Raw genomic sequence first — 26,403 nt, 5'->3', positions numbered from 1 at the left:
GATATGGATGACAGACGCAGACAAACCCGGAGCGACGGGATAGAGGAGCGTTCCGCGTAAGCGCAGAAAACTTCGAACGATCCGGACGTCGCCCATGGCAAAACAGAACACCGTCTTCAAGGATGCCTATAACCGCTGCCTCAAGCTGCTGGCGGACACATCCTCGCTGCCCTCCGAGCCGGAGCTTGGGCAGATGCTTGGCGTTAGCCGGACGACGGTGCGGGCGATCCTTGGCCGCTTCGAGGAACTGCAGCTGATTGCCTGGGACAAGCGCAAGAAGAGCGTGCTGCGCCAACCCCGGCCCGACGATTATTTTCCAACGGAAGAGACGGATTCACTCGCCGAGATTATCGAGCGCAGCTTCATGCGCCGGATTCTCGCCGGTGGTGCCGAGCCGGGCATGCAGATCAACGAACTGGAACTGGCACGCGACATTGGCACCGGCACGACCAGCGTGCGCGAGTTCCTGATCCGCTTCAGCCGCTTCGGCCTGATCGAGAAGCGACCGAACAGCCATTGGATCCTGAAAGGCTTCACCCGCGAATTCGCGCTGGAACTGACGGAAGTGCGCGAGATGTTCGAGCTGCGCTCGGCCGCACGCTTCGTCTCCCTGCCCAACAACCATCCGGCCTGGGAAGAGCTTCGGGAAATCGAGGCCCTGCACCGGGACATCCTCGCCGACATCGACAACCGTTACCGGGAGTTCTCCGAGCTCGACGAGCAGTTTCACCTGCTGGTGCACAAGGCATCGAGCAACCGCTTCATCGTCGATTTCTACGACATCATCGCGATCGTCTTCCACTATCACTACCAGTGGAACAAGACGAATGCCCGCCAGCGCAACGCCCGTGCGCTGGAAGAACACCTCGCCTATATCGAAGCGCTGCGCTCGCACGACCCGGCAAAGGCCGAACAGGCCTGCCGGCGACACCTTCAATCGGCGCGCGAAACCCTTCTCCAATCCATTCCATAGCCAGCTATCGGAGCCTATGCATGCCGACGCCGATCGTGCAATTCGGGACGAGCCGTTTCCTTCAGGCGCATGCCGATCTCTTCATCAGCGAGGCTTTGAAGAGAGGGGAGGCAGCAGGACCGATCACGATCGTTCAGACGACCGGGTCAAGCGAACGGTCAGGGCGGCTTGCAGCGCTCGCCCGCCCCGAGGGCTTTCCCGTTATCATTCGTGGCATCCAGGGAGGCGAGAGGATTGACGCAACGCAGCACGTGACAAGCGTCGTGCGCGCGCTTTCAACTGCCCAAAACTGGAGCGAGATCCGGGCGATTATCGCCGAGGAAGCCGAAATCCTGATCTCCAACACCGGCGATACGGGCTACCAGGTCGGCGAGGACGATCCGATAACGGAAGTTCCCCGTTCCTTTCCGGGCAAGCTGCTTCTGCTCTTGAAGGCGCGCTTCGTCGCAGGCGGCCGTCCCCTGACGATGCTTCCCTGCGAACTGGTGTCACGCAACGGCGACGTGCTGAAGGCGCTGATGCTGCGGCTCGCGGCGGAGCGGGTGAAAGACAAAGCCTTTGCCGACTGGCTGGACAAGGATGTCGTCTGGGCGAATACGCTGGTCGACCGCATCGTCTCCGAGCCGCTCGAGCCGGCCGGTGCCATTGCCGAGCCCTATGCGCTCTGGGCAATCGAAAACCAGCCCGGCTTGCGGCCCCCATGCATCCACCCCTGCGTAAAGCTCGTGGATGACCTGACGCCTTACGAGAAGCTGAAGCTCCACATCCTCAATCTCGGCCACACGGTGCTGGCCGATCTCTGGCTTAGGCAAGGCCGCGACCCGAAGGAGACTGTGCGGGAAATCTTGACCGAGCCCGACATCGCCACGCGGCTAGACCGTATCTATCAATCCGAAGTGATTCCGGCCTTTGCGGCAAAGGGCCTGGAGAGCGAAGCGGCAGACTATGTTGTCGCGACGCTGGAACGCTTCAGAAACCCGTTCCTCGATCACCGCCTAGGCGATATCGCCAACCACCACCGCGAAAAGATCGAGCGGCGGATCGTCGATTTGCGGCGCTGGAGCCCGGGCGTTGCGATGCCCGAACTCCAGGCAATCTGCAATCAGTAGCCGGATTCCTGCCTCTTCGGAGCCGACGTCGCTTCGCCGAGAAACTCCTGGCGCAGCGTCGTCGTCGCACGCACGAGGGAGGTGACATCCGTGCCGATCGCCATGAAATCAGCGCCCATCTCGCGATAGTCGCGCGCCTGCTCGAGGTCGAGCGTCATGATGCCGCGTGCCTTGCCGGCCTTCTTGATGCGCTCGAACGCGTCGGCAATCGCCGCGCGTACCTCCGGATGGCCTGGCTTGCCGAGATAGCCCATGTCGGCGGCCAGATCGGAGGGACCGATGAAGAGGCCGTCGACGCCATCGAGTGCGGCAATCTCGTCGATGGCCGCAAGACCTGCGCGGCTTTCGATCTGCAGGATCAGGCAGATTTCATTGCCGGCGGTCTGGAGATAATCGCCGATGCGGCCGAACTCGGAGGCACGCCCGAGAGCGGCGCCGACGCCGCGAACGCCATGCGGCGGATAGCGGGTGGCGCGTACCAGCTGTTGCGCCTGCGCCAGGCTTTCGACCATGGGGATCAGGAGCGTCTGCACGCCGGTGTCGAGGATCTGCTTGATCAGCACGGTATCGCCCACCGGAAGGCGAACCATCGGGTGGCTCGCCGATGCGGCGACGGCGCGAAACTGCGCCGACAGCAACGGGATATCGTTCGGCGCGTGCTCGCCGTCGAGCAGCAGCCAGTCGTAACCGCTGCCGGACACCACTTCGGCTGCATAGGGGCTGGCAAGCGCCACCCACAGCCCGAGCTGGAAGCGGTTTTCGCGCAGCGCTGCTTTGAAGGGGTTCTTCGGTGCCGGCATGGGTCGTCTCCTCCTGCAATGCGACGGGACGAGCGATGCCTCGATCCCGCAATCACGAGATTTCTATCGGCAAAGAAAAAAACCGGCCAGAACTTTCCGGCCGGTTTTTCAGATTGGGTACCGTATCTTACGCAACGCCGCCCAGGCAGACGTATTTGATCTCGGTGAACTCCTCGATGCCGTAGCGCGAGCCCTCGCGGCCAAGACCCGAAAGCTTCACGCCGCCGAACGGCGCTTCGGCCGTGGAGATCAGCCCGGTGTTGACGCCGACCATGCCGTATTCCAGCGCTTCGGCGACACGGAAAACACGCGCAAGATCCTTGGCGTAGAAGTAGGAGGCAAGGCCGAACTCGGTGTCGTTTGCCTGCTCGACCACGTCGGCCTCGTCGGTGAAGCGGAAGAGCGGTGCGACCGGCCCGAAGGTTTCCTCGCGTGCAACCGCCATCGCCTGGGTGACGTCAGCCAGAACCGTCGCCTCGTAGAAGGTGCCGCCGAGGGTGTGACGCTTGCCGCCCTGGATGACGCGAGCGCCCTTCGAGGTGGCGTCGGCGACATGTTCCTCCACCTTCTCCAGCGCCGCCTTGTCGATCAGCGGGCCGAGGATCACGCCCTCGTCGACGCCGTTGCCGATCTTCAGCTTGGCGACCGCCTTGGCGAGCTTGTCGGCGAAGGCGTCATAGACCTTGTCCTGCACATAAATGCGATTGGCGCAGACGCAGGTCTGGCCGTTGTTGCGGAACTTGGCGATCAGCGCGCCTTCGACAGCCGCGTCGAGATCGGCATCGTCAAAGACGATGAAGGGCGCGTTGCCGCCAAGCTCGAGGCCGAGCTTCTTGATGGTGGCCGCGCTCTGGCGGTAGAGTTCCGCGCCCACTTCGGTCGAGCCGGTGAAGGTGAGCTTGCGCACCACTGGGTTCGAGGTCATCTCGGCGCCGATTTCGCGGGCCGAGCCGGTGATGACGCTGAAGAGGCCCTTGGGCAGGCCGGCGCGCTCGGCCAGAATGGCGATCGCAATCGCCGAGAACGGCGTCTGGGCGGCCGGCTTCAGCACCATGGCGCAGCCGGCGGCAAAGGCCGGGCCGGCCTTGCGGGTGATCATCGCATTGGGGAAGTTCCACGGCGTGATCGCCGCGACGACCCCGATCGGCTGCTTCATGACCAGGATGCGCTTGTCGGGCTGGTGGCCAGGGATCAGGTCGCCATAGAGACGGCGCGCCTCTTCGGCAAACCACTCGACGAAGCTTGCGCCATAGACGATTTCGCCGGTCGCTTCGGCCAGCGGCTTGCCCTGCTCCAGCGTCAGGATGCGGCCGAGATCCTCCTTGTTCTCGATCATCAGCTCGAACCATTTGCGCAGGACACCGGCGCGGTCCTTGGCCGTGCGCGCTGCCCAGCCCTTCTGGGCGACACGCGCGGCCTCGATCGCGGCCCTGGTTTCCTTGGCGCCGAGCTTCGGCACGCGACCGATGATTTCACCCGTCGCCGGGTTGTTCACCTCGATCGCGTTTGCCGCGTCCGCTTCGATCCACTCGCCGCCGATAAGCGCTGCCTGGCGAAACAATGATGGGTCCTTAAACGACATGATCCGTCCTCTCTCAAATCCTACAGAACTTATACAACTTTTTTCTTGGAAACAGCAATGACCCCAAGTCGCCGTTTCTGCAATTTCCTGAGGCGCACTAGGCGAACGGGCGCTCACGTTTGCGTGCATCCAACCCGTTCCTTCGCCATCCGTCCTCATGTAGCGTTCGAAACGAATCAAACCATGGGCCGCCCGTCGGTCCGGCGGCGTTCCCAAGTTCACGCGACACCGAGAAGAGGCATGTCCATGACGGCGACCGACAACAGAAAAGCTGACCATCCGATCGATGCCATGTTCATCGAGCGCTGGTCGCCCCGCGCCTTCACCAACGAGGAAATCGACGAAAAGACCCTGCTTTCCTTCTTCGAAGCGGCCCGCTGGGCGCCGTCTGCCAGCAACCGCCAACCCTGGCGCTTCGTTTATGCGCGCCGCGGGACGGATCGCTTCCCGGTGTTGCTCGAAACGCTCGACGAGGGAAACCAACGCTGGGCGAAGAATGCGGCAGCACTGCTGATCGTGATTTCAAGAACGCATAATGCAGCACAGAACGGCGAAATGCGGCATGCCTATACCCACGCCTTCGATACCGGGGCGGCCTGGTACAGCCTTGCCTTGCAGGCCTCGCTTGCGGGCTGGCACACCCACGGCATGGCGGGCATCGATCGCGACAAGGCGATGCACGCCCTGAACGTTCCCGAACACTACCGGGTCGAAGCCGCCGTTGCGATCGGCCGGCTCGCCGATCCCTCGACATTGCCGGACGATCTGCGCGCACGCGAAATTCCGAGCCAGCGCAAGCCGGTCGGCGAATTCGCCTTCGAGGGCCAGTTCAAGGGCGAGTGAAGCACAAACAAAAAATCCCGGCTCTCAGGCCGGGATTTTCTTTTTGTCTCTGCAATGGTTTCGATCAGATGTCGAGGTTGGCGACGCTCAGCGCGTTTTCCTGAATGAAGTCGCGACGCGGCTCGACCTCGTCGCCCATCAGACGCGAGAACAGACCGTCGGCGTCGGTGGCGTCGGTCACCCGGACCTGCAGCAGCGAGCGGACGTTCGGATCGAGCGTTGTTTCCCAGAGCTGCTCGGCGTTCATCTCGCCCAGCCCCTTGTAGCGCTGCATCGACAGGCCCTTGCGGCCGGCGGCGAAGATCGCGTCGAGAAGCGCGCGCGGGCCGCTGATCTCCTGCGTGCCGTCACGGCGACGCAATACCGGCGGCGCCGAGTAGACTTCCTTCAGCTTTGACGCCAGCTGGTCGATGTAGCGCGCATCGGACGAACCGATCAGCGCCATGTCGAGCACCGCGGCTTCCTTGACGCCGCGCACCATGCGTTCGAACCGCAGCCCGCCTTCGCTGGTAACGGTACCGGTCCAGCCACGCTCGGTTTCCTCGGCGATCACGTCGAGGCGGCGGGCGATTTCGGCGGCGGTCTTTTCGTATTCGTCGCGCTGGCCGTTGAGCTCGACGTTCAGCGCGCCGGCAATGGCCGCTTGTTCGACGATGGCCCGGTTGTAGCGCGAGTGAAGCCCGTTCATGAGGTTACGCAGACGCAGCGCGTCGGTGATAACCTCGCGCAGGTCCTGCCCGGCGCGGACTTCACCCGATTCAAGCTGCAGCGTCGCTTCCTCGAGACCCATCGAGATCAGGTAATCTTCGAGCGCCTGTTCGTTCTTGAGATACTGCGCCGACTTGCCGCGCGTCACCTTATAGAGCGGCGGCTGGGCGATATAGATGTGGCCGCGCTCGATCAGTTCCGGCATCTGCCGGAAGAAGAAGGTGAGCAGCAACGTGCGGATGTGGGCGCCGTCGACGTCGGCGTCCGTCATGATGATGATCTTGTGGTAGCGCAGCTTATCGGCGTTGAACTCGTCCTTGCCGATCGAGGTGCCGAGCGCGGTGATCAGCGTGCCGATTTCCTGGCTCGACAGCATCTTGTCGAAGCGCGCACGCTCGACGTTGAGGATCTTGCCGCGCAGCGGCAGGATCGCCTGGTTTTCGCGCGACCGGCCCTGCTTGGCGGAACCACCGGCCGAGTCACCTTCCACCAGGAAGACTTCGGATTTGGCCGGATCGCGTTCGGAGCAGTCCGCCAGCTTGCCGGGCAGCGACGAGATATCGAGCGCGCCCTTGCGGCGGGTCAATTCGCGGGCCTTGCGGGCGGCTTCACGGGCAGCAGCCGCTTCGACGACCTTGCCGACCAGGATCTTGGCTTCAGTCGGGTGCTCTTCGAACCAGGTGCTCAGCGCCTCGTTGACGAGGCTTTCGACCACCGGCCGCACTTCCGACGACACCAGCTTGTCCTTGGTCTGCGACGAGAACTTCGGATCGGGAACCTTGACCGAAAGCACGGCCGTCAGGCCTTCGCGGCAGTCCTCACCCTGGAGCGTGACCTTTTCCCGCTTCGTGATGCCGGATGTATCGGCATAGGACGTGACCTGTCGGGTCAGCGCGCCGCGGAAGCCCGCCATATGCGTGCCGCCGTCGCGCTGCGGGATGTTGTTGGTGAAGCAGAGCACGTTTTCGTGGTAGCTGTCGTTCCACCACATCGCCACTTCGACGGTGATGCCGTCCTTTTCGCCACGGATAGCCACCGGCTTGTGCACCAGCGGCTTCTTCGCGCGGTCGAGATAAGCGACGAAGGCTTCGAGGCCGCCCTCATACATCAGCTCGTCCTGTCGGACGTCGGAATGGCGCTTGTCGGTCAGCATGATGCGGACGCCGGAATTGAGGAAGGCGAGCTCGCGCAGGCGATGTTCGAGCGTGCTATAGTCGAACTCGGTCTTGGAGAAGGTCTCGGCGCTCGGCAGGAACGTCACCTCGGTGCCTGTCGCGTCACCCGCATCGCCGGTGACGGCGAGCGGACCATCGGCGACGCCGTGGGTGAAGCTCATCTCGTGGATCTTGCCGTCGCGGCGGATCTTCAGCTTCAAGGAGACCGAAAGCGCGTTGACCACCGACACGCCAACGCCATGCAGGCCGCCCGAAACCTTGTAGGAGTTCTGGTCGAACTTACCGCCGGCGTGCAGCTGGGTCATGATGACCTCGGCGGCCGAGATACCCTCTTCCTTATGGATGCCGGTCGGGATGCCGCGACCGTTGTCGGTCACGGTTACGGATCCGTCCGGATTGAGCGTCACCGTGACCACGTCGGCGTGGCCGGCAAGCGCCTCGTCGATAGCGTTGTCGACGACTTCGTACACCATGTGATGCAGGCCGGAGCCATCGTCCGTGTCGCCGATATACATGCCCGGCCGCTTGCGTACGGCGTCGAGGCCCTTCAACACCTTGATGGAATCGGCACCATATTCGGCGCTGGCGCCGGCTGCGGTTTCAGGAGTATCGGTCATACGGTACGGGTCTTTCCAGGTTCTTCGGACATGGTGATTCGTTGCGAATCACGTCTCGGACGCCTCGCGGACTATAGGAAATTTGTCCACGGTTCCAAATCCCGGACCGCCAGGCAGCGGCCGGAAACAAACATTCATCCCCTGTCATTATCAGGAAATGTGGCTTTTTCCAAAACATCTTCCAGCTTGCGGATCGTCTCCGGAGACAAAGCACGGATTTGCTCGCTCAGACGGTTTGCAAATGCGGTGTGCTCGGGCGTCAGACCCGACGTATCAAGCACCGTTTTCGGCGAGGAGACATTGGCGATGCGGAACAAATCCTCCGCCTCGTCCCAGATCACGTTGAAGTAGCCAGTGACGCGCTGGAGGAAATCGAAGCTCGGTGCACCGCGCTTTCCGTGCTCGAGCGCCGAGAGATAAGCCGCAGAGACGCCGATCGCCTTCGCCATTTCCTTCTGCGACACGCCCTTGCGGCGCCGGAGTTCGCGCAGAGCCTGGCCGAAGGGCGTCATAGCGCGCTGCCCCTCACCCGCGCCAGGCGAACATAGAGCGCGCCGTCGCCGCCATGGTTTCGGGCGGCAGGTTCATAGGACGAGATCAGCGGCCGGAATTCGGGAAGCGAGAACCAGAGCGGCACGGCTCGCTTCAAGGCGCCGTCACTCCCGAACGAAGTGCCCTTGCCGGTAATGACGAGCACATGGCGCAGTCCCCGCTCGTGCGCCCTCAGCAGAAACTGCAGAAGAAGACCATGCGCTTCGCTCTGGATCATGCCGTGCAGGTCGATCCGACCCTCGAGCACCAGGTGCCCCTTGGCCAGCTTGCGCTTTACCGGCCGCTCGAGAGGATGATGCACTTTTTCGCCGGGCTTCTTCGTCAGCGCTATACCCGACTGCTCGGCTGCCATTGCCGGCTGTTGCGGCTGCTGCTTGGCCTTCGCCTCTTCCGGAGGCTTTGCCTGTTCGGCCTCGGCCAGAATCTCCATGAGATCGACGAGCCGACCGGGCATCGGTCTCGCCGAACGGGCAACCTTGCCCCAGAGAATGCGATCCTCGGCCGAGAGCTTCTTGTCCTTAGCCATGGCCGTAACGGGCCGCGGCCGCCTTGGGAACGAAGACGTAGAAGTCGGCCGCGTTGCGAACCGCTCCGGCCCGTTCGCCAGCCTCGAAACCGGACCCGGTGAAGATATCGCCGCGCGCCGGGCCGACGATCGCCGAGCCGGTATCGAGCGCCAGCATCAGACGCTGGAAGGGCTTTCCGTCATCGAGCCACGTCAAGCTCCCGCTGGCGATAAAAAAGGGAACGCCAAAAGTGTGGATCAACCGATCGACGGCCAATGAGCGGTTCGGCTCGAGCGAGACCTTGGCGGCGGCGATCGGCCCCAACCGCTCGTCCTCGACCTCTGCCTCGCGGAAGAAGATGAACGACCGGTTGTGCCAGAGAACTTCATCGACCTCGTCGGGATGGGCTTCCAGCCAGTCACGAATGCTCATCATCGAAACGGTGGCGGCATCGATCTTGCCGCGCTCGATCAGCAATTTGCCGACTGCTGAGAAATAGTGCCCGGTCTTGGCCGAATAAGTGACGCGACGACGCGAACCATCCGGGAACCGGAGCCGTGCGGCACCCTGCACATGAACGAAGAAGATCTCGACCTTGGACTTCGCATAGGCGATCTCCAGGCCGCGGCCGGCCAGATGGCCCTGCTCGATTGCCTGCCTGTCCGGATACTCGCTGATGCGTCCACCCTCGGAGAGGCCGAATGCAAAGTAGGGATCCATGCCCTCCGGCCTGTTGCCATCATGAACATCGACCAGATCGTCCGGCCGGCGGTAGAGCGGATAACGATAGGTCTCGTCCGGTTCGGCGCGCACATCGATCTCGGGCTCGTAGAAGGCCGTGACAAAACCTGAACCCGTCTCGGGCACGATCCGGAAGGGGACGAACTGCGCTTCGAAAAACGCCCGCGCGTTCTCTGCGCTGTCAACCTGCTGCTGCGATGCGGAGAAGGCCGGCGAAAGATCGTCGACCGAAATCCCGAGAGAACCCGTGCGATAGGGTTTGACCGTCGAGACATGCTGGTGACAGCGACGCATCGCCTCGATCACCGTGGTCGGATCATCATCCTGCCAGCCCGGAAGCTCGGAGAAACGGGCTGGCTCAAGTCGATAGGACATCGGTACCGCGTCCGCTCAGTTTTCGGATTCGGTGGCGATCAGCTTCCAGTTCGGATCCCGCGAGCGAATGTCGCGCGCGAAGGTCCAGAGATCGTTGACCTCCGCAACCGACTCGGCGTCGCCGTCGATCAGACCGCCCTGCTTGTCGTAGGTCGCCGAGATCAGCTGGCTGACGATGCGAACGGTGATGTTCTCCTCGCTGTCCTTCACTTCGGCGTGAATGATGTCCGCCTTGTCGATGCCGACGAAGGTGGACTTGACGACTTCGCCCTTGCGCTCGCGATCGGTGATCGCCGCGTCGAAGCCTTCATAGACCTCGCGGGACAGCAGATTCTTCAGCGTCTTGCGGTCGCCGTCCGCGAAAGCCATGACGATCATCTCGTAGGCCATCTTGGCGCCGTTGACGAATTCCTTGGGATCGAAACCCTGATCCGCATCGCTCAACGCCCGCAGCTGGGTGTTCAGCGTCGTTCCGGTCTTGGCAAAGGCGTCGATCGCTTCGTAGCGGTTCGCTTCTTCGTCCGCATTCTCGCGGCGCGGCAATTGCACGACCTTGCCCTTGTCGCCGTTATCCGGCCCTTGGCTCATGTCGCGTGGCGAATACGGATCGAACGGCGGCCGCTCGTTCCCGGTCCGGCGGCCCAAGACGCTGCGCAGTTGCAGGAAAATGACCACCGCGGCGATCAGGAAAAAAAACGTGATGAAGTCAAAAGAGCCCATTTCCACCCGGAACCGCTGTTAGAATTTCTCGTGGCTATTCCATATAGTCCGCAAGAATAGATCATTCAAATGGCGATGTCGCACCCTTAGACGGGGATGTGACACCAGGTTTCATTTTCGGGCAGCATCGATGCGTTCATTTCTTATCCCCCTTGCCATCCTCGGGCTTCCGCTGGCCGAGATCGCCGGTTTCGTTGTCGTCGGCCGAGAGATCGGCCTCCTGATGACGTTGCTTCTTGTTCTTGCCAGTGCATTTGTCGGCGTTATCCTGCTGAGAGTCCAGGGATTTACCGTCATTCGTCGGATGCAGCACGCCACGCGCAACGGCAGCGACCCGGGCCGGGAGGTGCTTGGCGGCGCATTGTTGTTCGTCGCGGCGATCCTGCTGGTGGTGCCGGGCTTCGTCAGCGACGTGATCGGTCTCCTGCTGTTTTTGCCTTTCGTGCGTAATGCGGTCGCCGGTTTCCTGCGCAAGCGAATGACGATCGTGACCGCTGCCTCCGGTGCCGGCTGGACACGTCCGCGCGAACCGGGCCCCTCGCCGCGCGTCATCGACCTGGAAGACGGCGAATTCTCGCGGACGGACGACGAGGACCCGCCGCAGGTCGGCGATCGCCGCCGGCCCTAGCCAAAGCCATGCTGGCAGAATGCAGGAACGGCACGCTATCGCCCATATTCCGGAGCATTCTTACAGCTCTCCGCTTGGAGCGGGAGGCCGCGCGTCCGCTGGAAAGCGCCGGGCCCGCAGGGTTGTAAGCCCTAGGCCGAAATGCTAGATGGCCTCACCTATTTTTGTCGAGGAACCCTTATGACGACTGATACCGCATCCAACGGCAACGGCAGCGCGCAGCAGAGCCCGACGCTGAACATCCTCGCCCAGTATATCAAGGACCTTTCCTTCGAAAACCCGGGCGCGCCGCGTTCGCTGCAGGCCCGTGACAAGGCGCCGGCGATCAATATCAACGTCAACGTCAATGCAAACCCGCTCGCAGAGAACGATTTCGACGTCGTGCTCTCGCTGAACGCAGAAGCCAAGGACGGTGACCGCGTTCTGTTCAACGTCGAACTCGCCTATGGCGGCGTTTTCCGCGTTGCCGGCTTCCCGCAGGAGCACATGCTGCCGCTGCTCTTCATCGAGTGCCCGCGCCTGCTGTTCCCGTTCGCCCGTCAGATCGTTGCCGACGCAACCCGCAACGGCGGCTTCCCGCCGCTGATGATCGACCCGATCGACTTCGCGCAGATGTTTGCCCAGCGCATGGCCGAAGAAAAGGTCCGCGCCCAGGTTTCGAACGAAACCGCAAACTGATCGAATTTCAGATTGCTGAAACGAAAAGCCCGGCCAATGTGCCGGGCTTTTTCGTATCTGCCTCATTCCTGAGGTTCGTATTTTGTCCAGATCGCCTTGGAACCGATCTTTGCAATCAACGCCGCATGAGCGGCCAGGTCAGCCTCCGAGAGCCGGTTCGGCAAGGGGCGCGGCCGCTGGCCGATAAGGATCGGCGCTTCATCGTGTTCGATCGCCTGGCCGGTCGATTTGCTGGACACGAGCCCGAGTGCGGCCTGACGGCCACCGAGCATCTCAATGTAGACTTCAGCCAGCAGTTCGGAGTCGAGAAGAGCGCCATGCTTGGCGCGATGCGAATTGTCGATGCCATATCGGCGGCACAGTGCGTCGAGCGAGTTCGGTCCCATCGGATTTTTGCGGCGGGCGAGCGCCAGCGTATCCGTTACCCGATCGTTCGCGATCGGAGGCATTCCCAGCCGTGCGAACTCGGCGTTGATGAAACCCATGTCAAAGGTGGCGTTGTGCGCGACCCAGCGAGCATCGCCAAAGAACGCGAGGATCTCCTCGACCACATCGGCAAAGGGCGGCTTGTCCTTCAGGAACTCGTCGGTGATCCCGTGAATGGCGAGCGCATCCGGGTGAACCTTGCGGCTGCCGGGATTGACGAAGATGTGCAGCGTGCGGCCGGTCGGAAACTGGTTCTCGAGCTCGACACCGCCGATTTCGATCACCCGGTCCTCGCGATTGTCGAGGCCTGTCGTTTCCGTATCGAAGATGATCTCACGCATCCGCGTCTCCGTTGCTGGCTGCGAGTTGGTCGACGACGGCCTTCACCTGGGCCCGGGTGACGTCGAAACTGTCGCTGGTATCGATGATGTAGTCGGCGCGTTTACGCTTTTCGCTGTCCGGCACCTGCCGCGCAAGGATCATCGCAAGTTTTTCCTCGGTCATCCCTGGGCGCTTCAGCGCCCTTTGGCGTTGCAGTTCGGCCGAACAGGTCACGACGACGACGCGATCGACCCGCTTTTCCGCGCCCGTTTCAAACAGAAGAGGAATGTCGAGGACCACAAAGGGCGCATTGGCGGCGCGGTTTTCCGCAAGGAACTCCTGCTCCTTGCCGCGCACCAGCGGATGGACGATCGCCTCGAGTTCGCGCAGCCGTTCCGGCGCCTGCATGAGCTGGCGCGAAAGTTCGGCGCGATCGACCTTTCCATCTCTCGTGCTTCCGGGAAAGGCCGCTTCCACCGGTGCGACCGCCTCGCCGCTATAGAGCTGATGCACAGCTTCGTCGGCATCGTTCACCGGCACCCCGAAGTCGCGAAACATCTGGGCGGTCGTCGACTTGCCCATGGCGATCGATCCGGTGAGCCCGAGGATAATCATCAGTGCCTGTCCATGTCGTCGATAATCAATTGTCGAAGAGCGGCGTCCACCGTCGGCCGACAGCCGAACCAGAGTTCGAAGCCGGGCACCGCCTGATGCAGAAGCATGCCCAGACCGTCTACGGTCGCAAAGCCTTGCGCTTCTGCCTGTGCCAGGATCGGCGTCTTCAAGGGAACATAGACGATATCCGTGACGACGGCGCTCGCAGCCATGACACCGAAGTCGATTGCCGGTGCTTCGCTGCCGTCCATGCCGAGTGAGGTGGTGTTGATGAACAGGCCTGCGCCGGTCATTGCGTCCTTGAGTGCGCCCATCGGGTGGGCTTCGACCGCCCGGCCGAACCGGTCGGCAAGTTCCTGCGCCCGTTCGACGGTGCGATTGACGACGTGGATCGTTTTTATGCCACGGTCGCGAACAGCCTGGATGATCGCCCGGCTGGCGCCGCCGGCGCCGAGGATGACCGCCGTCGACGTTTTGTCCCAACCGGCCGCCCGCTCGTCGAGGTTGGCAACGAAGCCGCGGCCGTCGGTGTTGGTGGCATGCACCTTTCGGTCCTGAACCCACAGCGTGTTGGCAGCGCCGAGTTCCTGGCTCAGCTCATCCGGCTGATCCGCCAGCCGACAGGCCACTTCCTTATGGGGAATGGTGACATTGCCGCCGCTGAAACCGGATGTCCCATCCTTGAGGCTGGCCACGAAGGCGGCGAAATCTTCCGGCTTGACCTCATGGGCGCGGTAGCTGCCGGGCAGCCCGAGCTGTTTCAGCCAATAACCATGGATCAACGGCGACCGGGAATGCTTGATCGGGTAGCCGGTGACGAAGGCGTGGTTAACAAATGTTTCACGTGAATCACGCATCGATCGTTCCCAGTTCGCGAAGTTTGGAAAGCAGCGGCAGCATCGGAAGACCGAGGATCGTGAAGTAGTCGCCCTCGATCTTTTCGAAGAGCTGGATGCCCTCACCTTCCAGCTGGTAGGCGCCGACGCTCGAAAGCGCCTTCTCGCCCACACGCTCCAGATGACGCTCGACGAACTCCGCTGTCAGCGGTCGTACGGTCATGTGGGCGGACGACACGTGCCGCCAGACAATCTCGTCATCACGAAGAAGCACGATCGCACTGTTGAGGCGGTGGGTCTGGCCGGAAAGCGAAAGAAGGTGTGCAGCGGCCTCCGCCATGGTCTTCGGCTTGTGGTAGACCCGCGAGCCCAGGGACATCGTCTGATCGGAACCGATCACCAGCGCCCCGGAAAAATGCCGCCCGACATCCCGCGCCTTTGCTTCCGCCAGTTCGAGAGCGACGGTCTCGGGTGCTGCACCTTTGTCTTCAAGCGGCTTTTCCAGCGCGCGCTCATCGATCTCGGCTGCCCTCGCTTTAAAGACCAGGCCGGCATTTTCCAGGAGCGCCCGGCGAAACGGGCTGGCCGAGGCCAGGACGAGCGAAGATGTCATCATTCAGGTTCCCGAATTGTTCGAATCCGCTCTAACGCAGACGTGGACGCAGGGCAACGATCGCCGCCGCGGTTTCCTCGATCGAACGGCGGGTGACGTCGATGACCGGCCAATTGTTGCGCGCGCAGAGCGACCGGGCATATTTCAGTTCCTCGGTAATCGAGGCCTTGTCTGTGTACTGATCGCCGTGAAAGCCTTGCGTCGTTCCGAGCACCCGATGCTGGCGCACCTGCGAAATACGGTCGGCCGTCGCGATCAGCCCGACGACGAGAGGCTTCGTCGCTTCCATCAACCTTTCAGGCAGCGGCACGCCCGGGACGATCGGGATATTCGCCGTCTTGATGCCGCGATTGGCGAGATAGATGCTGGTCGGCGTCTTCGACGTCCGGCTGATGCCGACGAGAACGACATCCGCATCATCGAAATCGGCCGGCAGCTGACCGTCGTCATGGTCCATGGTGAAGTTGAGTGCGTCGATGCGGGCGAAATATTCCGCGTCCATCACATGTTGCGCCCCCGACCGGCGGCGAGATGGCGATCCCAGATAGGACTGGAAAAGGTCGATGATCGGATCGAGCACCGAGACGCAAGGAACACCCATCTCGCGGCAACGGCGATCGATGATGTCGGCGAGTTCGCGATCGACGATCGTATAGAGAACGATGCCCGGTGCGCCATCGATGGCGTCGAGAACCTGCAGCAGCTGCTTGCGGTTTCGGATCAGCGGATAGACGTGCTCGAGCGCATGCGAGCTTTGAAATTGGGCCGCGGCAGCGCGCCCGGCGGCAATGAGAGTCTCGCCCGTTGAGTCCGAAATCAGGTGAAGGTGGAAGTAGTTTTTCTTGTTCTCCACGCAATTCTCCTGGTGCTGTTGATAAGCCGGGATGAAACACAGCTAACGACGGGGCCTGGATCCAGGCAAGTGGAAAACAGCCGAGTTATTCACAATTGGCACTGTCGCGGACATTGTTTCGGGGTGGATGTGGACAAGACTCGCGGTGCGGACAAAGTGTCACGCGTATCAACCGCTTTTCCACAGGCGCGGCAAAAATCGAGCGCGGCTTAAAGACATGATTCAAAAAGCGTTTCCGAGATTGACCACGCTGTTTTTCCAGAGATCGCTCTCATTGTCCCGTCAGTTGGCGCTACGATCGCCGCTCGTGGACAAGTCGGTGGGTAGTTTTAATCCTTGATACCCACCGACTCTAAGAAATAGAAACCTTCTAAATATCTTTGATTTTAAATTGGGAGAGACGATCCGTGACCGAAACGCGCAGAAAGGTTCTGGAAGTTTTGGCAGGGAAGACGGTGTCACCTCCCCCGATCTGGCTCATGCGCCAGGCGGGACGATACCTGCCGGAGTACAGGGCGACACGTGCTGTCGCCGGAAGCTTCCTCGATCTTTGCTACACGCCCGATCTCGCCGTTGAGGTCACCTTGCAGCCGATCCGGCGCTACGCTTTCGATGCTGCCATTCTCTTCTCCGACATTCTGGTCATTCCCGATGCACTGAAACGCAATGTGCGCTTCGAAGAAGGCCACGGGCCACGAATGGATCCGATCGATGTCGATGGTATCCGTCTCCTGAAGCCAGAGGGCATCGCTGAGCACCTCCAGCCAGTCTTTGAGACGGTTTCGCGGTTGCGCGCAGAACTTCCCTCGGAAACGACGCTGCTCGGCTTCTGTGGCGCTCCCTGGACGGTTGCGACCTATATGATCGCCGGACACGGTACGCCGGATCAGGCCCCTGCCCGTCTCTTCGCCTATCGCAATCCCGAAGCCTTCGATCATCTGCTTGCCTTTCTGGCGGATGTGTCGGCGGATTATCTCGTGCGGCAGATCGATGCCGGCGCCGATGCGGTGCAGATCTTCGATTCCTGGGCAGGTGTTCTCGGCGAGGAGGAATTCGCCCGCTACGCCATCAAGCCGGTGCAGCGGATCATCGCCTCCGTTCGGGCCCAGCGGCCGCAGGCAAAGATCATTGCCTTTGCAAAGGGCGCAGGGCAGCTTTTGAACGGCTACCGGCAGGCGACCGGCGCTGACGCGATCGGCCTCGACTGGACGGTCCCGCTTTCCTTCGCAAAGGACCTGCAGAAGGAAGGGCCGATACAGGGCAATCTCGATCCGATGCGGGTGGTCGCCGGCGGCGTGGCGCTTGAGGAAGGCATCGACCGCATTCTCGACGCACTCGGTCACGGTCCGCTGATCTTCAATCTCGGCCATGGCATAACGCCGCAGGCAGATCCCGATCACGTCTCGGCGCTGGTTGCCCGGGTTCGCGGAGCAAGATGATGGCGGAGAAGCAGACCGATAGGGCGCCCGGCAACAGGGCGCGGCTCAGGGCAGCGATCGCGCTCGGCGCGTTCGCGGCGCTTCTTGTCGGTCTGTTCGTCTGGCGTCCGGATGATCTCTATCTCTGGATCAAGGCGTTGCACGTTATCGCCGTGATGTCCTGGATGGCGGCGTTGCTCTACATGCCCAGGCTGTTCATCTACCACACGGATGCTGAGCCCGGCTCCGCCCAATCGGAAACCTTCAAGATGATGGAGTTGCGGCTCCTGAAGGTCATCATGAACCCGGCGATGATGATTTCCTGGGTGCTCGGGCTTTATCTCGCCTGGAGCGTCTATGGCTTCCAGGGTGGCTGGCTGCATGCCAAGCTTCTGTTCGTGGTGCTTCTGACGGCTGTCCACATGCGTTTCAGCCGTGCGGTGCGCGCCTTTCAGCGCGACGAAAACAGGCACGACGCGCGCTATTGGCGGTTGATGAACGAGGCCCCTACGCTCCTGATGATCCTCATCGTCATCATGGTCGTCGTGAAGCCATTTTGAATTTAATCGATTTGCGGCCTGTCATAGGCGTTTCTAATTTGCGACAGCCCCTTGCAGGGTTTCACGTGAATCGCTATTTTCTGCCATCTCCTCTTCATGGCTTGTGACAAAGACAAGAGCCTGCCCCTTCCAGCTGCAGCTCCCTAATCAATACTCGCCATCTCTCCACTACCCATACCAAACATGGATCCTTCATGGCTGAAATGAAGCTACAAGAACTCAAGAACAAGACGCCGACCGATCTGCTCGCTTTCGCCGAGGAGCTCGAGGTGGAGAACGCCAGCACGATGCGCAAGCAGGAGCTGATGTTCGCAATCCTCAAGATGCTCGCGGCTCAGGATATCGAGATCATCGGTGAAGGCGTCGTTGAAGTGCTGCAGGACGGCTTCGGCTTTCTGCGCTCGGCGAATGCAAACTACCTCCCCGGCCCGGACGACATCTACATCTCGCCCTCCCAGATCCGCCGCTTCTCGCTGAAGACCGGCGACACGGTCGAGGGTCCGATCCGCGGACCGAAGGAAGGCGAGCGCTACTTCGCCCTCCTCAAGGTCAACACCATCAACTTCGACGATCCGGAAAAGATCCGTCACAAGGTTCACTTCGACAACCTGACGCCGCTCTACCCGAACGAGCGCTTCAAGATGGAACTCGATGTTCCGACCTCGAAGGATCTTTCGGCCCGCGTCATCGACCTGGTCGCACCGCTCGGCAAGGGCCAGCGCGGCCTGATCGTCGCGCCGCCGCGCACCGGTAAGACCGTTCTGCTGCAGAACATCGCCCATTCGATCACCGCGAACCATCCGGAATGCTACCTGATCGTTCTCCTGATCGACGAACGTCCGGAAGAAGTGACGGACATGCAGCGCTCGGTGAAGGGCGAAGTCGTTTCGTCGACCTTTGACGAGCCGGCGACGCGCCACGTTCAGGTCGCGGAAATGGTGATCGAAAAGGCCAAGCGCCTCGTGGAACACGGTCGCGACGTCGTCATCCTGCTCGACTCGATCACCCGCCTCGGCCGCGCCTACAACACCGTTGTTCCGTCATCGGGCAAGGTCTTGACCGGCGGTGTCGACGCCAACGCCCTGCAGCGCCCGAAGCGTTTCTTCGGTGCCGCCCGTAACATCGAGGAAGGCGGCTCGCTGACGATCATCGCGACCGCGCTGATCGATACCGGCAGCCGCATGGACGAAGTCATCTTCGAAGAGTTCAAGGGCACCGGCAACTCGGAAATCGTGCTTGACCGCAAGGTCGCCGACAAGCGCATCTTCCCGGCGATGGACATTCTCAAGTCCGGTACGCGTAAGGAAGACCTGCTCGTTCCGCGCCAGGATCTGCAGAAGATCTTCGTGCTCCGCCGTATTCTGGCGCCGATGGGAACGACGGACGCGATCGAGTTCCTTATCGACAAGCTCAAGCAGACGAAGAACAACGGCGATTTCTTCGACTCGATGAACACCTAAGACGTTCATCGCCAATTGTGAAAGCCGGTCGACCATGCGTCGGCCGGTTTTTTCGTTTCAAAACCTTAGCCGGATTCTCCACTGCGTTCGATTCGGTTTCGCAACGATCTCCGCTCTACGCCCGCCGTTGGATCGCCGCCCCACCTGCTGATTCACGTGAAACACGTACGGGCGTGAAACACGAGGATGCAGCGGCATCTTGAAATTTCAGCATTCTTTCGGCATAAGCACGCCGACCCTTTGAGATACCGTTTGGCTCTATGTGAGCGCACTCCGCGAAGCAGGACGATCCGGTCGGGAACTTCGACGATCCCCATTGTTTCGACCATCGACGCGCTTGCATGCGCCCGAGGTCTTTTCAGGTGAGCCCATGACAGCGACGCAAACGATCTATGCGCTTTCCAGCGGAGCTCTGCCCGCCGGCGTCGCCGTCGTGCGTGTCAGTGGAAGGCATACCGAAGCAGTGCTGCAGGCACTATGTGGTGGGGTGCCCTCGCCGCGGTCGGCGACATTGAGATCGATTCGGTCTCGTAACGGTGATGTTATCGATAGCGGCCTTGTTCTCTACTTTCGCGGACCTGCCTCCTTCACCGGAGAAGATTGCGCCGAGTTTCAGATCCATGGTGGCCGCGCCGCGGTCAACGCTTTGCTTGAGGAACTCTCGAAGCTCGAGGGTTTACGCCATGCAGAAGCCGGTGAGTTTTCGCGTCGCGCGTTTCAGAACGGCAAGCTCGATCTGGTCGAGGTGGAGGGTCTCTCTGACCTGATTGTTGCCGAGACGGAAATGCAGCGTCGGCTCGCGATCGAGCATTCCGGCGGCGGACAGTCAAAAGTCTATGCCGGCTGGGCGAAGCGTTTGACCCATGCGCGGGCGATGATCGAGGCGGAGCTCGATTTTGCTGATGAAGACGACGTGCCGGGATCGGTCAGCGAGCGCATCTGGCGGGACATGTCTCTACTGTCGCAAGAGATCGCAGCGCATATTGCCGACGCACCGATCGCGGAGATCATCCGCGATGGCCTGAAGATCGTTATCGCAGGTGAGCCAAACGCCGGCAAGTCGAGCTTGCTCAACGCGCTGGCCCAGCGCGACATTGCAATCGTCACTGAGATTGCCGGCACGACCCGCGACGTTCTTTCTGTCGACCTTTCCTTAGCCGGATTCTCCGTGAAACTTTATGACACGGCCGGTCTGCGGGAGACCGACGAGAAAGTAGAACAAGAAGGCATTCGTCGCGCGCGAGAAATTATCGAGAGAGCGGATCTGATCTTGCTGCTGGCCGATGCGCCGGATGGATTTGATGTCATATCCGACCTTGCACCCGAGATGACGCCGGTGCTGCGCGTCGGAACCAAACTTGATCGCGGCGGTGTTAGTTGGCGCGATGGTTCTGCCGACGTGTTGGTTTCCACGAAAACCGGCGACGGTATGGAACAACTGCTGGACGCGATCGCGGCGCATCTGCCCGATCTCAGTGGGCGCACGTCGCTGTCACTGCCGTCTCGGCGGCGACATGTCGATAGCCTGCGGCAGGCGCAACGCTCGATCGACGACAGCCTGGCAAGGCAGGATCTGGGACTGGACATACGCGCGGAACTCTTGCGCCTTGCTGGCGACGCAATTGGACGGATAACCGGCCGCGTGGATGTTGAGAACCTTCTCGATGTGATATTTTCCGAATTCTGTATCGGGAAGTAGGCCGTGGGGCAGAGCAATACAACGTGTGCGAGTCCTTCGTCGTGTTTCACGTGAAACGATTCGTGCCGGGGTCAACCCCGGAGAAGAGGCAAAGATGCAATTTGACGTAATCGTCATTGGCGGTGGCCATGCCGGCTGCGAGGCCGCGGCTGCAGCCGCGCGTCTGGGCGCCAACACGGCGTTGATCACGCACAAGGCATCGACGATCGGGGTTATGTCCTGCAACCCGGCCATCGGCGGCCTGGGCAAGGGACACCTGGTCCGCGAGATCGATGCGATGGACGGCTTGATGGGGCGCGTCGCCGATGCTGGCGGCATTCAGTTTCGTCTGCTCAATCGCCGCAAGGGACCAGCGGTGCGTGGACCGCGCACGCAAGCCGATCGTCGCCTCTATCGCGAGGCCATGCAGCGGGAGATCGCTGCGATCGACAATTTGACGGTCATCGAGGGCGATGCCTTCGACCTGTTGGAAGACCAGGGCCGTATCAAAGGTGTCGTCATGAAGGACGGCCGAAGCTTCCAAGCCAAGTCCGTCGTTCTGACGACGGGCACGTTTTTGAAAGGCCTCATTCATATCGGCGATCAAAAGATCCCGGCCGGTCGCGTTGGTGAGGAACCGTCCGTGGGGCTTTCCGGCACCTTGTTGCGGTTTGGCTTGCGGCTTGGCCGCCTGAAGACTGGAACGCCCGCCCGCCTGGATGGACGCACCATCGACTGGGCAAGTGTTGGCCGCCAGGGCCCGGACGAGGATCCGGTGCCCTTCTCGTTCATGACCGACACGATTGTGAACCGCCAGATCGATTGCGGCGTGACGCGCACCACGGAAGCGACACACAAGATCATTGCCGACAATATCGGCAAGTCGGCGATGTATTCGGGTCAGATCGAGGGTGTCGGTCCGCGCTATTGCCCGTCCATCGAGGACAAGATTGTACGGTTCGGCGAGCGTGATGGTCACCAGATCTTCCTGGAACCGGAGGGGCTTGACGACGACACGATCTATCCGAACGGTATTTCGACATCGCTGCCGGCAGACATTCAGGAAGCCTTTATCAAGACGATCCCCGGCTTGGAGAATGTCGCAATCCTCCAGCCTGGTTATGCCATCGAGTATGATCACGTCGATCCGCGCGAATTGAACGCGACCCTCGCCGTGCGCAAGATGCCGGGGCTTTTCCTGGCCGGGCAAATCAACGGCACGACTGGCTACGAGGAAGCGGGAGCCCAGGGCTTGGTCGCCGGCTTGAATGCCGCATTGATCGCTACCAAGCGTCCCGAGGTCGTGTTCAGCCGGACGCAGTCCTATATCGGTGTCATGATCGACGACCTGACATCGCGTGGGATCACTGAGCCCTATCGCATGTTCACCTCCCGCGCGGAGTACCGACTGTCGCTGCGGGCTGACAATGCCGATGCACGCCTGACACCGCTGGCCATGGAGATTGGTTGCATCTCCGATGCGCGCCGCGATCGCTTCGTCGATTGGCGTGCGCGTTTCGACGAAGGGGGCGCGCTGCTGAAGAGCCTCTCGGTCACCCCGGCCGAGGGTAACCGTCATGGCCTGAAGCTCAATCAGGATGGTCAACGGCGTACCGCTTTCGAGATCCTGTCCTATCCCGATCAGTCGATTGCCAGCTTGCAGCCGATCTGGCCCGAGCTGTCGTCGATTGGTCCGCGCGTCGTTGAGGCGCTTGAGATCGATGCGGTCTACGCCGTCTACATGGATCGTCAGGCCGCGGATATTGCCGGCATTCAGCGCGAAGAAAATCTCGTCATACCCGATGGCTTCGACTTCGATATGCTTTCGGGCCTCTCCAATGAGTTGAAGCAGAAGCTCAAGCAGCAGGCGCCCCGCAATCTGGCTCAGGCGATGAAGGTCGACGGCATGACGCCGGCAGCGGCATCGCTGATCCTGGCATGGCTGAAGCGACAGAACCGTACCGTAGAACGTGAAGAAAAGGTCAGCGTACAATGAAGGCGAGTCCAATCGATGTGTTGAACGGACTGCGTGTTTCACGTGAAACGAATGAACGGCTGGAGCACTTTGCCAGACTTTTTCAGAAGTGGGCGAAGTCGATCAATCTTGTAGCGCCGTCGACGGTCGACGATCTTTGGCGCCGGCATATCGTCGATAGTCTGCAACTCGCGCAGCTGTCGCCGGAACCGAAGACCTGGGTCGATCTCGGTAGCGGTGGCGGTTTTCCCGGCGTGATTACGGCGATCTATCTCGCTGAGTTTGCTGACGGCTGGGTGCATCTCGTCGAAAGCAACAACAAGAAGGCTGCCTTTTTGCGCGTCGCCTTGGCAGAAACGGGCGCGCGCGGCTCCGTTCACCCGGTTCGAATCGAAGATGCGGGCGCAATTATTCCCCGCGCCGACGCTGTTTCTGCGCGTGCGCTAGCAGATTTGACCCTGCTGCTTGACTATTCTGCGCCGTGGATGACGGCACAGGACCAAAAAGCAGTCGCCTATTTTCACAAAGGGCGGGATTACCAGCGCGAAATCGACAAAGCCGTTGGCCGCTATCAGTTTGATCTGGTAAAACATCCAAGCGTGGTCGAGCCGGATTCTGTTGTGCTCGAGATCGCAAATCTGTCACGCAAGGCTTAGTGATCGCGAGCGGAAACATGTTTGGTGGCAAAAACCGGATCATCACAATCGCAAATCAGAAGGGTGGCGTGGGCAAAACCACGACGGCCATCAATCTGGCGACCGCATTGGCGGCTATCGGCGAGCGCGTCCTGATCGTCGATCTCGACCCTCAGGGCAACGCCAGTACCGGTCTTGGTATCCAGCGCCGCGATCGGAACCTGTCGTCCTATGAATTGATGATGGGGTCGCACGGGATCGGCGAGATCGCCCAGGAAACCGTGGTCCCCAACCTTGCCATCATTCCGTCGACAATGGACCTTCTTGGCGTCGAGATGGAAATCGCGCAGGAACCGGATCGTGTCTTCCGTTTGCGCAAGGCCTTGGTCAGCCCTGCCGCAATGGAATATTCCTACGTGCTGGTCGATTGCCCGCCGTCGTTCAACCTGCTGACGATGAACGCGATGGCAGCGGCCCATTCGGTGCTTGTGCCTCTGCAGTGCGAGTTCTTCGCGCTTGAGGGCCTGAGCCAGCTGCTGGAGACCGTCGATCAGATACGCCGGACCGTGAATCCGAGCCTGGATATCCAGGGTATCGTCCTGACCATGTTCGATTCGCGCAACAACTTGGCACAGCAGGTTGTCAGCGACGTCCGGACGCATCTTGGCGACAAGGTCTACCACACTCTGATCCCGCGCAATGTTCGCGTCTCGGAAGCGCCGTCCTACGGCAAGCCGGCCATTCTGTATGATCTGAAATGTGCCGGTAGCCAGGCCTATCTACAGCTGGCCTCCGAAGTCATTCAGCGCGAGCGCCAGCGCAAGGCGGCATAATCATTTCGGTAGCGTAATTTAACTCGGGTGACGATATGAACGACGATAGCTCGAAGAGGCGGCTTGGTCGCGGACTGGCCGCGTTGATCGGCGAGATGGATCAGCCGTTGCAAACGGGCGCGGCCGCCCCTGCCCCGGTCAATCCCGATCGGCGCGTGCCGATCGAGTTCGTATCGCGCAATCCGCGCAACCCGCGTCGTCAGTTCGACGAGGCCGAACTGCAGGATCTTGCCAATTCGATCCGCCAGCATGGGATCGTGCAACCGGTCGTCGCCCGGACGATCGGCGCCGATCGCTACGAGATCATCGCTGGCGAGCGCCGTTGGCGCGCGGCGCAGTTGGCCGGATTCACAGAAATCCCGGTCATTATTCGCGACGTTGATGATCGCACGGCGCTCGAAATCGCCATCGTCGAAAACGTCCAGCGCTCGGATCTCAATCCGCTGGACGAAGCGCTTGGCTATGAACAACTGATCGCCGAGCACGGCTATACGCAGAACGATCTCGGAGAGATCATCGGCAAGAGCCGAAGCCATGTCGCCAACAGCCTGCGTCTCTTGAAATTGCCGGAACCGGTTCGGGACATGTTGTCGGAAGGCACGCTGTCGGCCGGACACGCGCGCGCGCTCATTCCGACGTCGGATCCTGCCACCCTCGCCCGGGCGATCATTGCCAAGGGTCTCTCGGTGCGTGACGCCGAGCGTATCGCGCAGAACGATATTCGCGCGCAGAACGATCCGAACTACGGCAAGACCGCCCGTCGCGACGAGAAGGATGCGGACACGCTGGCGCTCGAGCGCACGCTGTCCGATAGCCTCGGGCTTGAAGTCACGGTGAACCATAAGGCGTCCGGTGGCCATCTGCGCATCGCCTACAAGACGCTGGATCAGCTTGAAGAAATCTGCAGGCTGCTGGAGCGGCGATAAGCCACTCCTTCAGATCTCGAATTCATGCATTGATGGCGCGCCGCTCCAAGAGCGGCGCGCCTAATTGTTTGATATAACGAGATCTTTTGGCATACAGCTTAATTCGGCTGGTGACATGAAGGCACCCAAACATCTCAGGCAGACCCGCCGAAAGCCCGCCGGTGAAGCTCTGACTCAGCGTTGGAAGCGGCAATAGGCCTGGCGGAGAACTCAGCGTCGCGCCGACTGCACCGCGATCGCCATCAGGTTCTGTAGCACAAGGCTCTCTTCCAGGCTCGCGCGGCTGCGGCTCTGAAAAATGGTCGTCTGCAGGCGGTTGAGTTCGCGACGGATGGCAGGGCTCGACCAGTGCTTCAAGGCTGCCTCGACGATCGGCTTGCGGCGAAAGTGCAGACCACGTCCGAGGGTGGCGATCACCTGGCCGGCCTGCTGACGGCTTGCGTCCATCTCGGCGCGTATCACATCGAGTTGCTGGAACTGGCGCAGGCACGCCTGCAGCACCAGAAAGGCCGGCGTCTTGGATGTCGTGATCTTCTGCATGGCGTGCAGCAAACCATCGAGGTCGCCCTTCAGCACCGCATCGACGGCATCGTCGACGGAGATGGCGCTGGCATCGCCAACGATATCGAGAACGTCCTCTTCGTCCACCGTGGACTTGCCACGGCAGTAGAGCGCGAGCTTTCGCAACTCGTTGCGCGAGGCCAGGCGGTCGCCGCCGAGCGCCTCCAGCAGCCTTTGCCGAGCCGCGGGGCTGATGCCCAGCTTCTCGTCGCCGAGTTCCTTGTCGATCAGCGCCTGCAGGCTGCGCGTATCGTCGCTGTAACAGGCGATACAGGCGACCGAACGGGCGCTCTCGCCGACCTTTCGAAGTGCCGACCCCTTCTTCAGGTCGCCGGCCTCGACGATCACATAGCTTCCGGTCGGTGGTTCGGTGGACAGGATTTGCAAGGCATCGACCAGCGGCTTTTCGTTGGCTGCGCCACGGATCCAGACGAGCTTTTCTCCGCCGAAGAGGCCGATCGAGTTTACCTCATCGAGCAGCCGCCCCGGCGACTGCGTCAGTTCGCTAACGTCGAGCTTCAACAGCGAAAAGGGATCGTCGAGCGGCACGCCGCAGCGGCCGGCGATTGCCGAAGCACGCTCGGAGACGAGCCCGCGGTCGGGCCCGTAGAGGATGAAAAGCCGGTAGACTCCGGCTGACTTCTGGAGAAAGGAGTCGAACTCGTGCGACTTGACCTCGCTCATGC

26 protein-coding genes are annotated in these 26,403 nt (G+C 61.2%); 13 read left to right on the top strand and 13 right to left on the bottom strand.

The genetic code is table 11. The annotated features are described in order from the left end of the window. Positions 1–94: 94 nt before the first annotated feature. Both L981_RS28030 and L981_RS28025 read left to right on the top strand, forming a co-directional pair. The gene (locus L981_RS28030; RefSeq protein ID WP_043624266.1) at positions 95–973 is read left to right on the top strand and encodes a GntR family transcriptional regulator; all 879 of its coding nucleotides are present in this window, start codon (positions 95–97) and stop codon (positions 971–973) included. Positions 974–993: 20 nt separating this feature from the next. Then, positions 994–2,082 (top strand): D-mannonate oxidoreductase, encoded by a 1,089-nt coding sequence (locus L981_RS28025; protein WP_043624259.1) that lies wholly within the window; start codon positions 994–996, stop codon positions 2,080–2,082. Here the strand turns inward: L981_RS28025 and hpaI are convergent. After that, positions 2,076–2,882 carry a 4-hydroxy-2-oxoheptanedioate aldolase gene (gene hpaI / locus L981_RS28020; protein ID WP_043624258.1) on the bottom strand — a complete coding sequence of 269 codons (807 nt, stop codon included), beginning with the start codon at positions 2,880–2,882 and terminating at the stop codon, positions 2,076–2,078. The two genes, L981_RS28025 and hpaI, sit on opposite strands and share 7 nt — an antisense overlap. 127 nt (positions 2,883–3,009) lie before the next feature. Continuing rightward, positions 3,010–4,464, bottom strand: coding sequence for an NADP-dependent succinate-semialdehyde dehydrogenase (gabD, locus tag L981_RS28015; protein ID WP_043624257.1), 1,455 nt, complete (start codon positions 4,462–4,464; stop codon positions 3,010–3,012). A 246-nt stretch (positions 4,465–4,710) separates the two neighbouring features. On the opposite strand from gabD, the gene L981_RS28010 reads away from it, so the two are divergent. Beyond that, complete coding sequence (locus L981_RS28010) at positions 4,711–5,307, top strand: nitroreductase family protein (protein ID WP_043624348.1); 597 nt, start codon at positions 4,711–4,713, stop codon at positions 5,305–5,307. Positions 5,308–5,371: 64 nt separating this feature from the next. Here L981_RS28010 and gyrB read toward each other — a convergent pair whose 3' ends face one another. The 5 genes from gyrB to L981_RS27985 all read right to left on the bottom strand — a co-directional run bounded on the left by gyrB (position 5,372) and on the right by L981_RS27985 (position 10,701). Further along, the gene (gyrB, locus tag L981_RS28005; protein ID WP_043624256.1) at positions 5,372–7,807 is read right to left on the bottom strand and encodes a DNA topoisomerase (ATP-hydrolyzing) subunit B; all 2,436 of its coding nucleotides are present in this window, start codon (positions 7,805–7,807) and stop codon (positions 5,372–5,374) included. Positions 7,808–7,941: 134 nt separating this feature from the next. Then, entirely contained in the window at positions 7,942–8,319 is a 378-nt protein-coding gene (locus tag L981_RS28000) for a helix-turn-helix domain-containing protein (RefSeq protein ID WP_043624249.1), read from the bottom strand. Then, positions 8,316–8,885, bottom strand: a complete 570-nt coding sequence (locus tag L981_RS27995; RefSeq protein ID WP_043624247.1) for a Smr/MutS family protein — start codon at positions 8,883–8,885, stop codon at positions 8,316–8,318. The genes L981_RS28000 and L981_RS27995 overlap by 4 nt, the downstream gene beginning before the upstream one ends. Next, positions 8,878–9,981 carry a murein transglycosylase A gene (locus L981_RS27990; RefSeq protein WP_043624245.1) on the bottom strand — a complete coding sequence of 368 codons (1,104 nt, stop codon included), beginning with the start codon at positions 9,979–9,981 and terminating at the stop codon, positions 8,878–8,880. Before L981_RS27990 ends, L981_RS27995 begins: the two co-directional genes overlap by 8 nt. A 15-nt stretch (positions 9,982–9,996) precedes the next feature. Beyond that, positions 9,997–10,701 carry a Tim44/TimA family putative adaptor protein gene (locus L981_RS27985; RefSeq protein ID WP_043624242.1) on the bottom strand — a complete coding sequence of 235 codons (705 nt, stop codon included), beginning with the start codon at positions 10,699–10,701 and terminating at the stop codon, positions 9,997–9,999. 130 nt (positions 10,702–10,831) lie between these two features. Here L981_RS27985 and L981_RS27980 point away from each other — a divergent pair, with 130 nt between their 5' ends. Then, a complete protein-coding gene (locus L981_RS27980; protein WP_043624240.1) occupies positions 10,832–11,329 on the top strand; it encodes an FxsA family protein in 498 nt (165 codons plus the stop codon). Positions 11,330–11,509: 180 nt separating this feature from the next. Beyond that, positions 11,510–12,007 carry a protein-export chaperone SecB gene (secB, locus tag L981_RS27975; RefSeq protein WP_043624236.1) on the top strand — a complete coding sequence of 166 codons (498 nt, stop codon included), beginning with the start codon at positions 11,510–11,512 and terminating at the stop codon, positions 12,005–12,007. A 62-nt stretch (positions 12,008–12,069) separates the two neighbouring features. Here secB and dnaQ read toward each other — a convergent pair whose 3' ends face one another. The 5 genes from dnaQ to L981_RS27950 are packed head-to-tail and all read right to left on the bottom strand — an operon-like array spanning position 12,070 to position 15,671. After that, positions 12,070–12,774 carry a DNA polymerase III subunit epsilon gene (gene dnaQ, locus L981_RS27970; protein ID WP_043624234.1) on the bottom strand — a complete coding sequence of 235 codons (705 nt, stop codon included), beginning with the start codon at positions 12,772–12,774 and terminating at the stop codon, positions 12,070–12,072. Continuing rightward, the gene (coaE, locus tag L981_RS27965; RefSeq protein WP_043624232.1) at positions 12,767–13,369 is read right to left on the bottom strand and encodes a dephospho-CoA kinase; all 603 of its coding nucleotides are present in this window, start codon (positions 13,367–13,369) and stop codon (positions 12,767–12,769) included. The genes dnaQ and coaE overlap by 8 nt, the downstream gene beginning before the upstream one ends. Further along, positions 13,369–14,226, bottom strand: a complete 858-nt coding sequence (locus tag L981_RS27960; protein ID WP_043624230.1) for a shikimate dehydrogenase — start codon at positions 14,224–14,226, stop codon at positions 13,369–13,371. Before L981_RS27960 ends, coaE begins: the two co-directional genes overlap by 1 nt. Beyond that, positions 14,219–14,818, bottom strand: a complete 600-nt coding sequence (locus L981_RS27955) for a Maf-like protein (RefSeq protein WP_043624347.1) — start codon at positions 14,816–14,818, stop codon at positions 14,219–14,221. Before L981_RS27955 ends, L981_RS27960 begins: the two co-directional genes overlap by 8 nt. Before the next feature lie 31 nt (positions 14,819–14,849). Beyond that, on the bottom strand, positions 14,850–15,671 hold the full coding sequence (locus L981_RS27950; RefSeq protein WP_043624228.1) for a pyruvate, water dikinase regulatory protein: 822 nt from the start codon (positions 15,669–15,671) through the stop codon (positions 14,850–14,852). Positions 15,672–16,078: 407 nt separating this feature from the next. Between L981_RS27950 and hemE the strand changes: the two genes are divergently transcribed. From hemE to L981_RS27910, 8 genes are all read left to right on the top strand, one after another. Next, the gene (gene hemE / locus L981_RS27945; RefSeq protein ID WP_043624225.1) at positions 16,079–17,110 is read left to right on the top strand and encodes a uroporphyrinogen decarboxylase; all 1,032 of its coding nucleotides are present in this window, start codon (positions 16,079–16,081) and stop codon (positions 17,108–17,110) included. Continuing rightward, complete coding sequence (hemJ, locus tag L981_RS27940; RefSeq protein ID WP_043624224.1) at positions 17,107–17,649, top strand: protoporphyrinogen oxidase HemJ; 543 nt, start codon at positions 17,107–17,109, stop codon at positions 17,647–17,649. The genes hemE and hemJ overlap by 4 nt, the downstream gene beginning before the upstream one ends. A gap of 194 nt (positions 17,650–17,843) precedes the next feature. After that, on the top strand, positions 17,844–19,109 hold the full coding sequence (gene rho, locus L981_RS27935; RefSeq protein ID WP_089044254.1) for a transcription termination factor Rho: 1,266 nt from the start codon (positions 17,844–17,846) through the stop codon (positions 19,107–19,109). A gap of 370 nt (positions 19,110–19,479) precedes the next feature. Beyond that, positions 19,480–20,808, top strand: a complete 1,329-nt coding sequence (gene mnmE, locus L981_RS27930) for a tRNA uridine-5-carboxymethylaminomethyl(34) synthesis GTPase MnmE (RefSeq protein WP_043624223.1) — start codon at positions 19,480–19,482, stop codon at positions 20,806–20,808. A 94-nt stretch (positions 20,809–20,902) separates the two neighbouring features. Then, a complete protein-coding gene (gene mnmG, locus L981_RS27925; protein WP_043624220.1) occupies positions 20,903–22,783 on the top strand; it encodes a tRNA uridine-5-carboxymethylaminomethyl(34) synthesis enzyme MnmG in 1,881 nt (626 codons plus the stop codon). After that, positions 22,780–23,418, top strand: a complete 639-nt coding sequence (gene rsmG / locus L981_RS27920; RefSeq protein ID WP_043624218.1) for a 16S rRNA (guanine(527)-N(7))-methyltransferase RsmG — start codon at positions 22,780–22,782, stop codon at positions 23,416–23,418. Before mnmG ends, rsmG begins: the two co-directional genes overlap by 4 nt. A 17-nt stretch (positions 23,419–23,435) precedes the next feature. Continuing rightward, positions 23,436–24,230, top strand: coding sequence for a ParA family protein (locus tag L981_RS27915; RefSeq protein WP_043624346.1), 795 nt, complete (start codon positions 23,436–23,438; stop codon positions 24,228–24,230). Between the two features lie 35 nt (positions 24,231–24,265). Continuing rightward, the gene (locus L981_RS27910) at positions 24,266–25,156 is read left to right on the top strand and encodes a ParB/RepB/Spo0J family partition protein (protein ID WP_043624216.1); all 891 of its coding nucleotides are present in this window, start codon (positions 24,266–24,268) and stop codon (positions 25,154–25,156) included. 210 nt (positions 25,157–25,366) lie between these two features. Here L981_RS27910 and holA read toward each other — a convergent pair whose 3' ends face one another. Then, positions 25,367–26,401 carry a DNA polymerase III subunit delta gene (gene holA / locus L981_RS27905; protein WP_043624214.1) on the bottom strand — a complete coding sequence of 345 codons (1,035 nt, stop codon included), beginning with the start codon at positions 26,399–26,401 and terminating at the stop codon, positions 25,367–25,369. Positions 26,402–26,403 lie beyond the last annotated feature (2 nt).

It is taken from the genome of Ensifer sp. ZNC0028, from assembly GCF_000799055.1.
Classification (GTDB): domain Bacteria; phylum Pseudomonadota; class Alphaproteobacteria; order Rhizobiales; family Rhizobiaceae; genus Ensifer.
The sequence above is the reverse complement of the archived record's forward strand: the minus strand, read 5'-3'. Positions and strand labels throughout refer to the sequence as shown.

Bases quoted from the DNA above. Each gene is read 5' to 3' on its own strand.
- rho (WP_089044254.1), top strand. From the start codon at position 17,844: ATGGCTGAAATGAAGCTACAAGAACTCAAGAACAAGACGCCGACCGAT.
- L981_RS27995 (WP_043624247.1), bottom strand. From the start codon at position 8,885: ATGGCTAAGGACAAGAAGCTCTCGGCCGAGGATCGCATTCTCTGGGGC.
- L981_RS28000 (WP_043624249.1), bottom strand. From the start codon at position 8,319: ATGACGCCCTTCGGCCAGGCTCTGCGCGAACTCCGGCGCCGCAAGGGC.
- mnmG (WP_043624220.1), top strand. From the start codon at position 20,903: ATGCAATTTGACGTAATCGTCATTGGCGGTGGCCATGCCGGCTGCGAG.
- mnmE (WP_043624223.1), top strand. From the start codon at position 19,480: ATGACAGCGACGCAAACGATCTATGCGCTTTCCAGCGGAGCTCTGCCC.
- L981_RS27960 (WP_043624230.1), bottom strand. From the start codon at position 14,226: ATGCGTGATTCACGTGAAACATTTGTTAACCACGCCTTCGTCACCGGC.
- L981_RS27955 (WP_043624347.1), bottom strand. From the start codon at position 14,818: ATGACATCTTCGCTCGTCCTGGCCTCGGCCAGCCCGTTTCGCCGGGCG.
- L981_RS27910 (WP_043624216.1), top strand. From the start codon at position 24,266: ATGAACGACGATAGCTCGAAGAGGCGGCTTGGTCGCGGACTGGCCGCG.
- L981_RS27915 (WP_043624346.1), top strand. From the start codon at position 23,436: ATGTTTGGTGGCAAAAACCGGATCATCACAATCGCAAATCAGAAGGGT.
- rsmG (WP_043624218.1), top strand. From the start codon at position 22,780: ATGAAGGCGAGTCCAATCGATGTGTTGAACGGACTGCGTGTTTCACGT.
- holA (WP_043624214.1), bottom strand. From the start codon at position 26,401: ATGAGCGAGGTCAAGTCGCACGAGTTCGACTCCTTTCTCCAGAAGTCA.
- L981_RS27990 (WP_043624245.1), bottom strand. From the start codon at position 9,981: ATGTCCTATCGACTTGAGCCAGCCCGTTTCTCCGAGCTTCCGGGCTGG.
- gabD (WP_043624257.1), bottom strand. From the start codon at position 4,464: ATGTCGTTTAAGGACCCATCATTGTTTCGCCAGGCAGCGCTTATCGGC.
- gyrB (WP_043624256.1), bottom strand. From the start codon at position 7,807: ATGACCGATACTCCTGAAACCGCAGCCGGCGCCAGCGCCGAATATGGT.
- L981_RS28030 (WP_043624266.1), top strand. From the start codon at position 95: ATGGCAAAACAGAACACCGTCTTCAAGGATGCCTATAACCGCTGCCTC.
- hpaI (WP_043624258.1), bottom strand. From the start codon at position 2,882: ATGCCGGCACCGAAGAACCCCTTCAAAGCAGCGCTGCGCGAAAACCGC.
- L981_RS28025 (WP_043624259.1), top strand. From the start codon at position 994: ATGCCGACGCCGATCGTGCAATTCGGGACGAGCCGTTTCCTTCAGGCG.
- L981_RS27985 (WP_043624242.1), bottom strand. From the start codon at position 10,701: ATGGGCTCTTTTGACTTCATCACGTTTTTTTTCCTGATCGCCGCGGTG.
- L981_RS28010 (WP_043624348.1), top strand. From the start codon at position 4,711: ATGACGGCGACCGACAACAGAAAAGCTGACCATCCGATCGATGCCATG.
- hemJ (WP_043624224.1), top strand. From the start codon at position 17,107: ATGATGGCGGAGAAGCAGACCGATAGGGCGCCCGGCAACAGGGCGCGG.
- dnaQ (WP_043624234.1), bottom strand. From the start codon at position 12,774: ATGCGTGAGATCATCTTCGATACGGAAACGACAGGCCTCGACAATCGC.
- secB (WP_043624236.1), top strand. From the start codon at position 11,510: ATGACGACTGATACCGCATCCAACGGCAACGGCAGCGCGCAGCAGAGC.
- coaE (WP_043624232.1), bottom strand. From the start codon at position 13,369: ATGATTATCCTCGGGCTCACCGGATCGATCGCCATGGGCAAGTCGACG.
- L981_RS27980 (WP_043624240.1), top strand. From the start codon at position 10,832: ATGCGTTCATTTCTTATCCCCCTTGCCATCCTCGGGCTTCCGCTGGCC.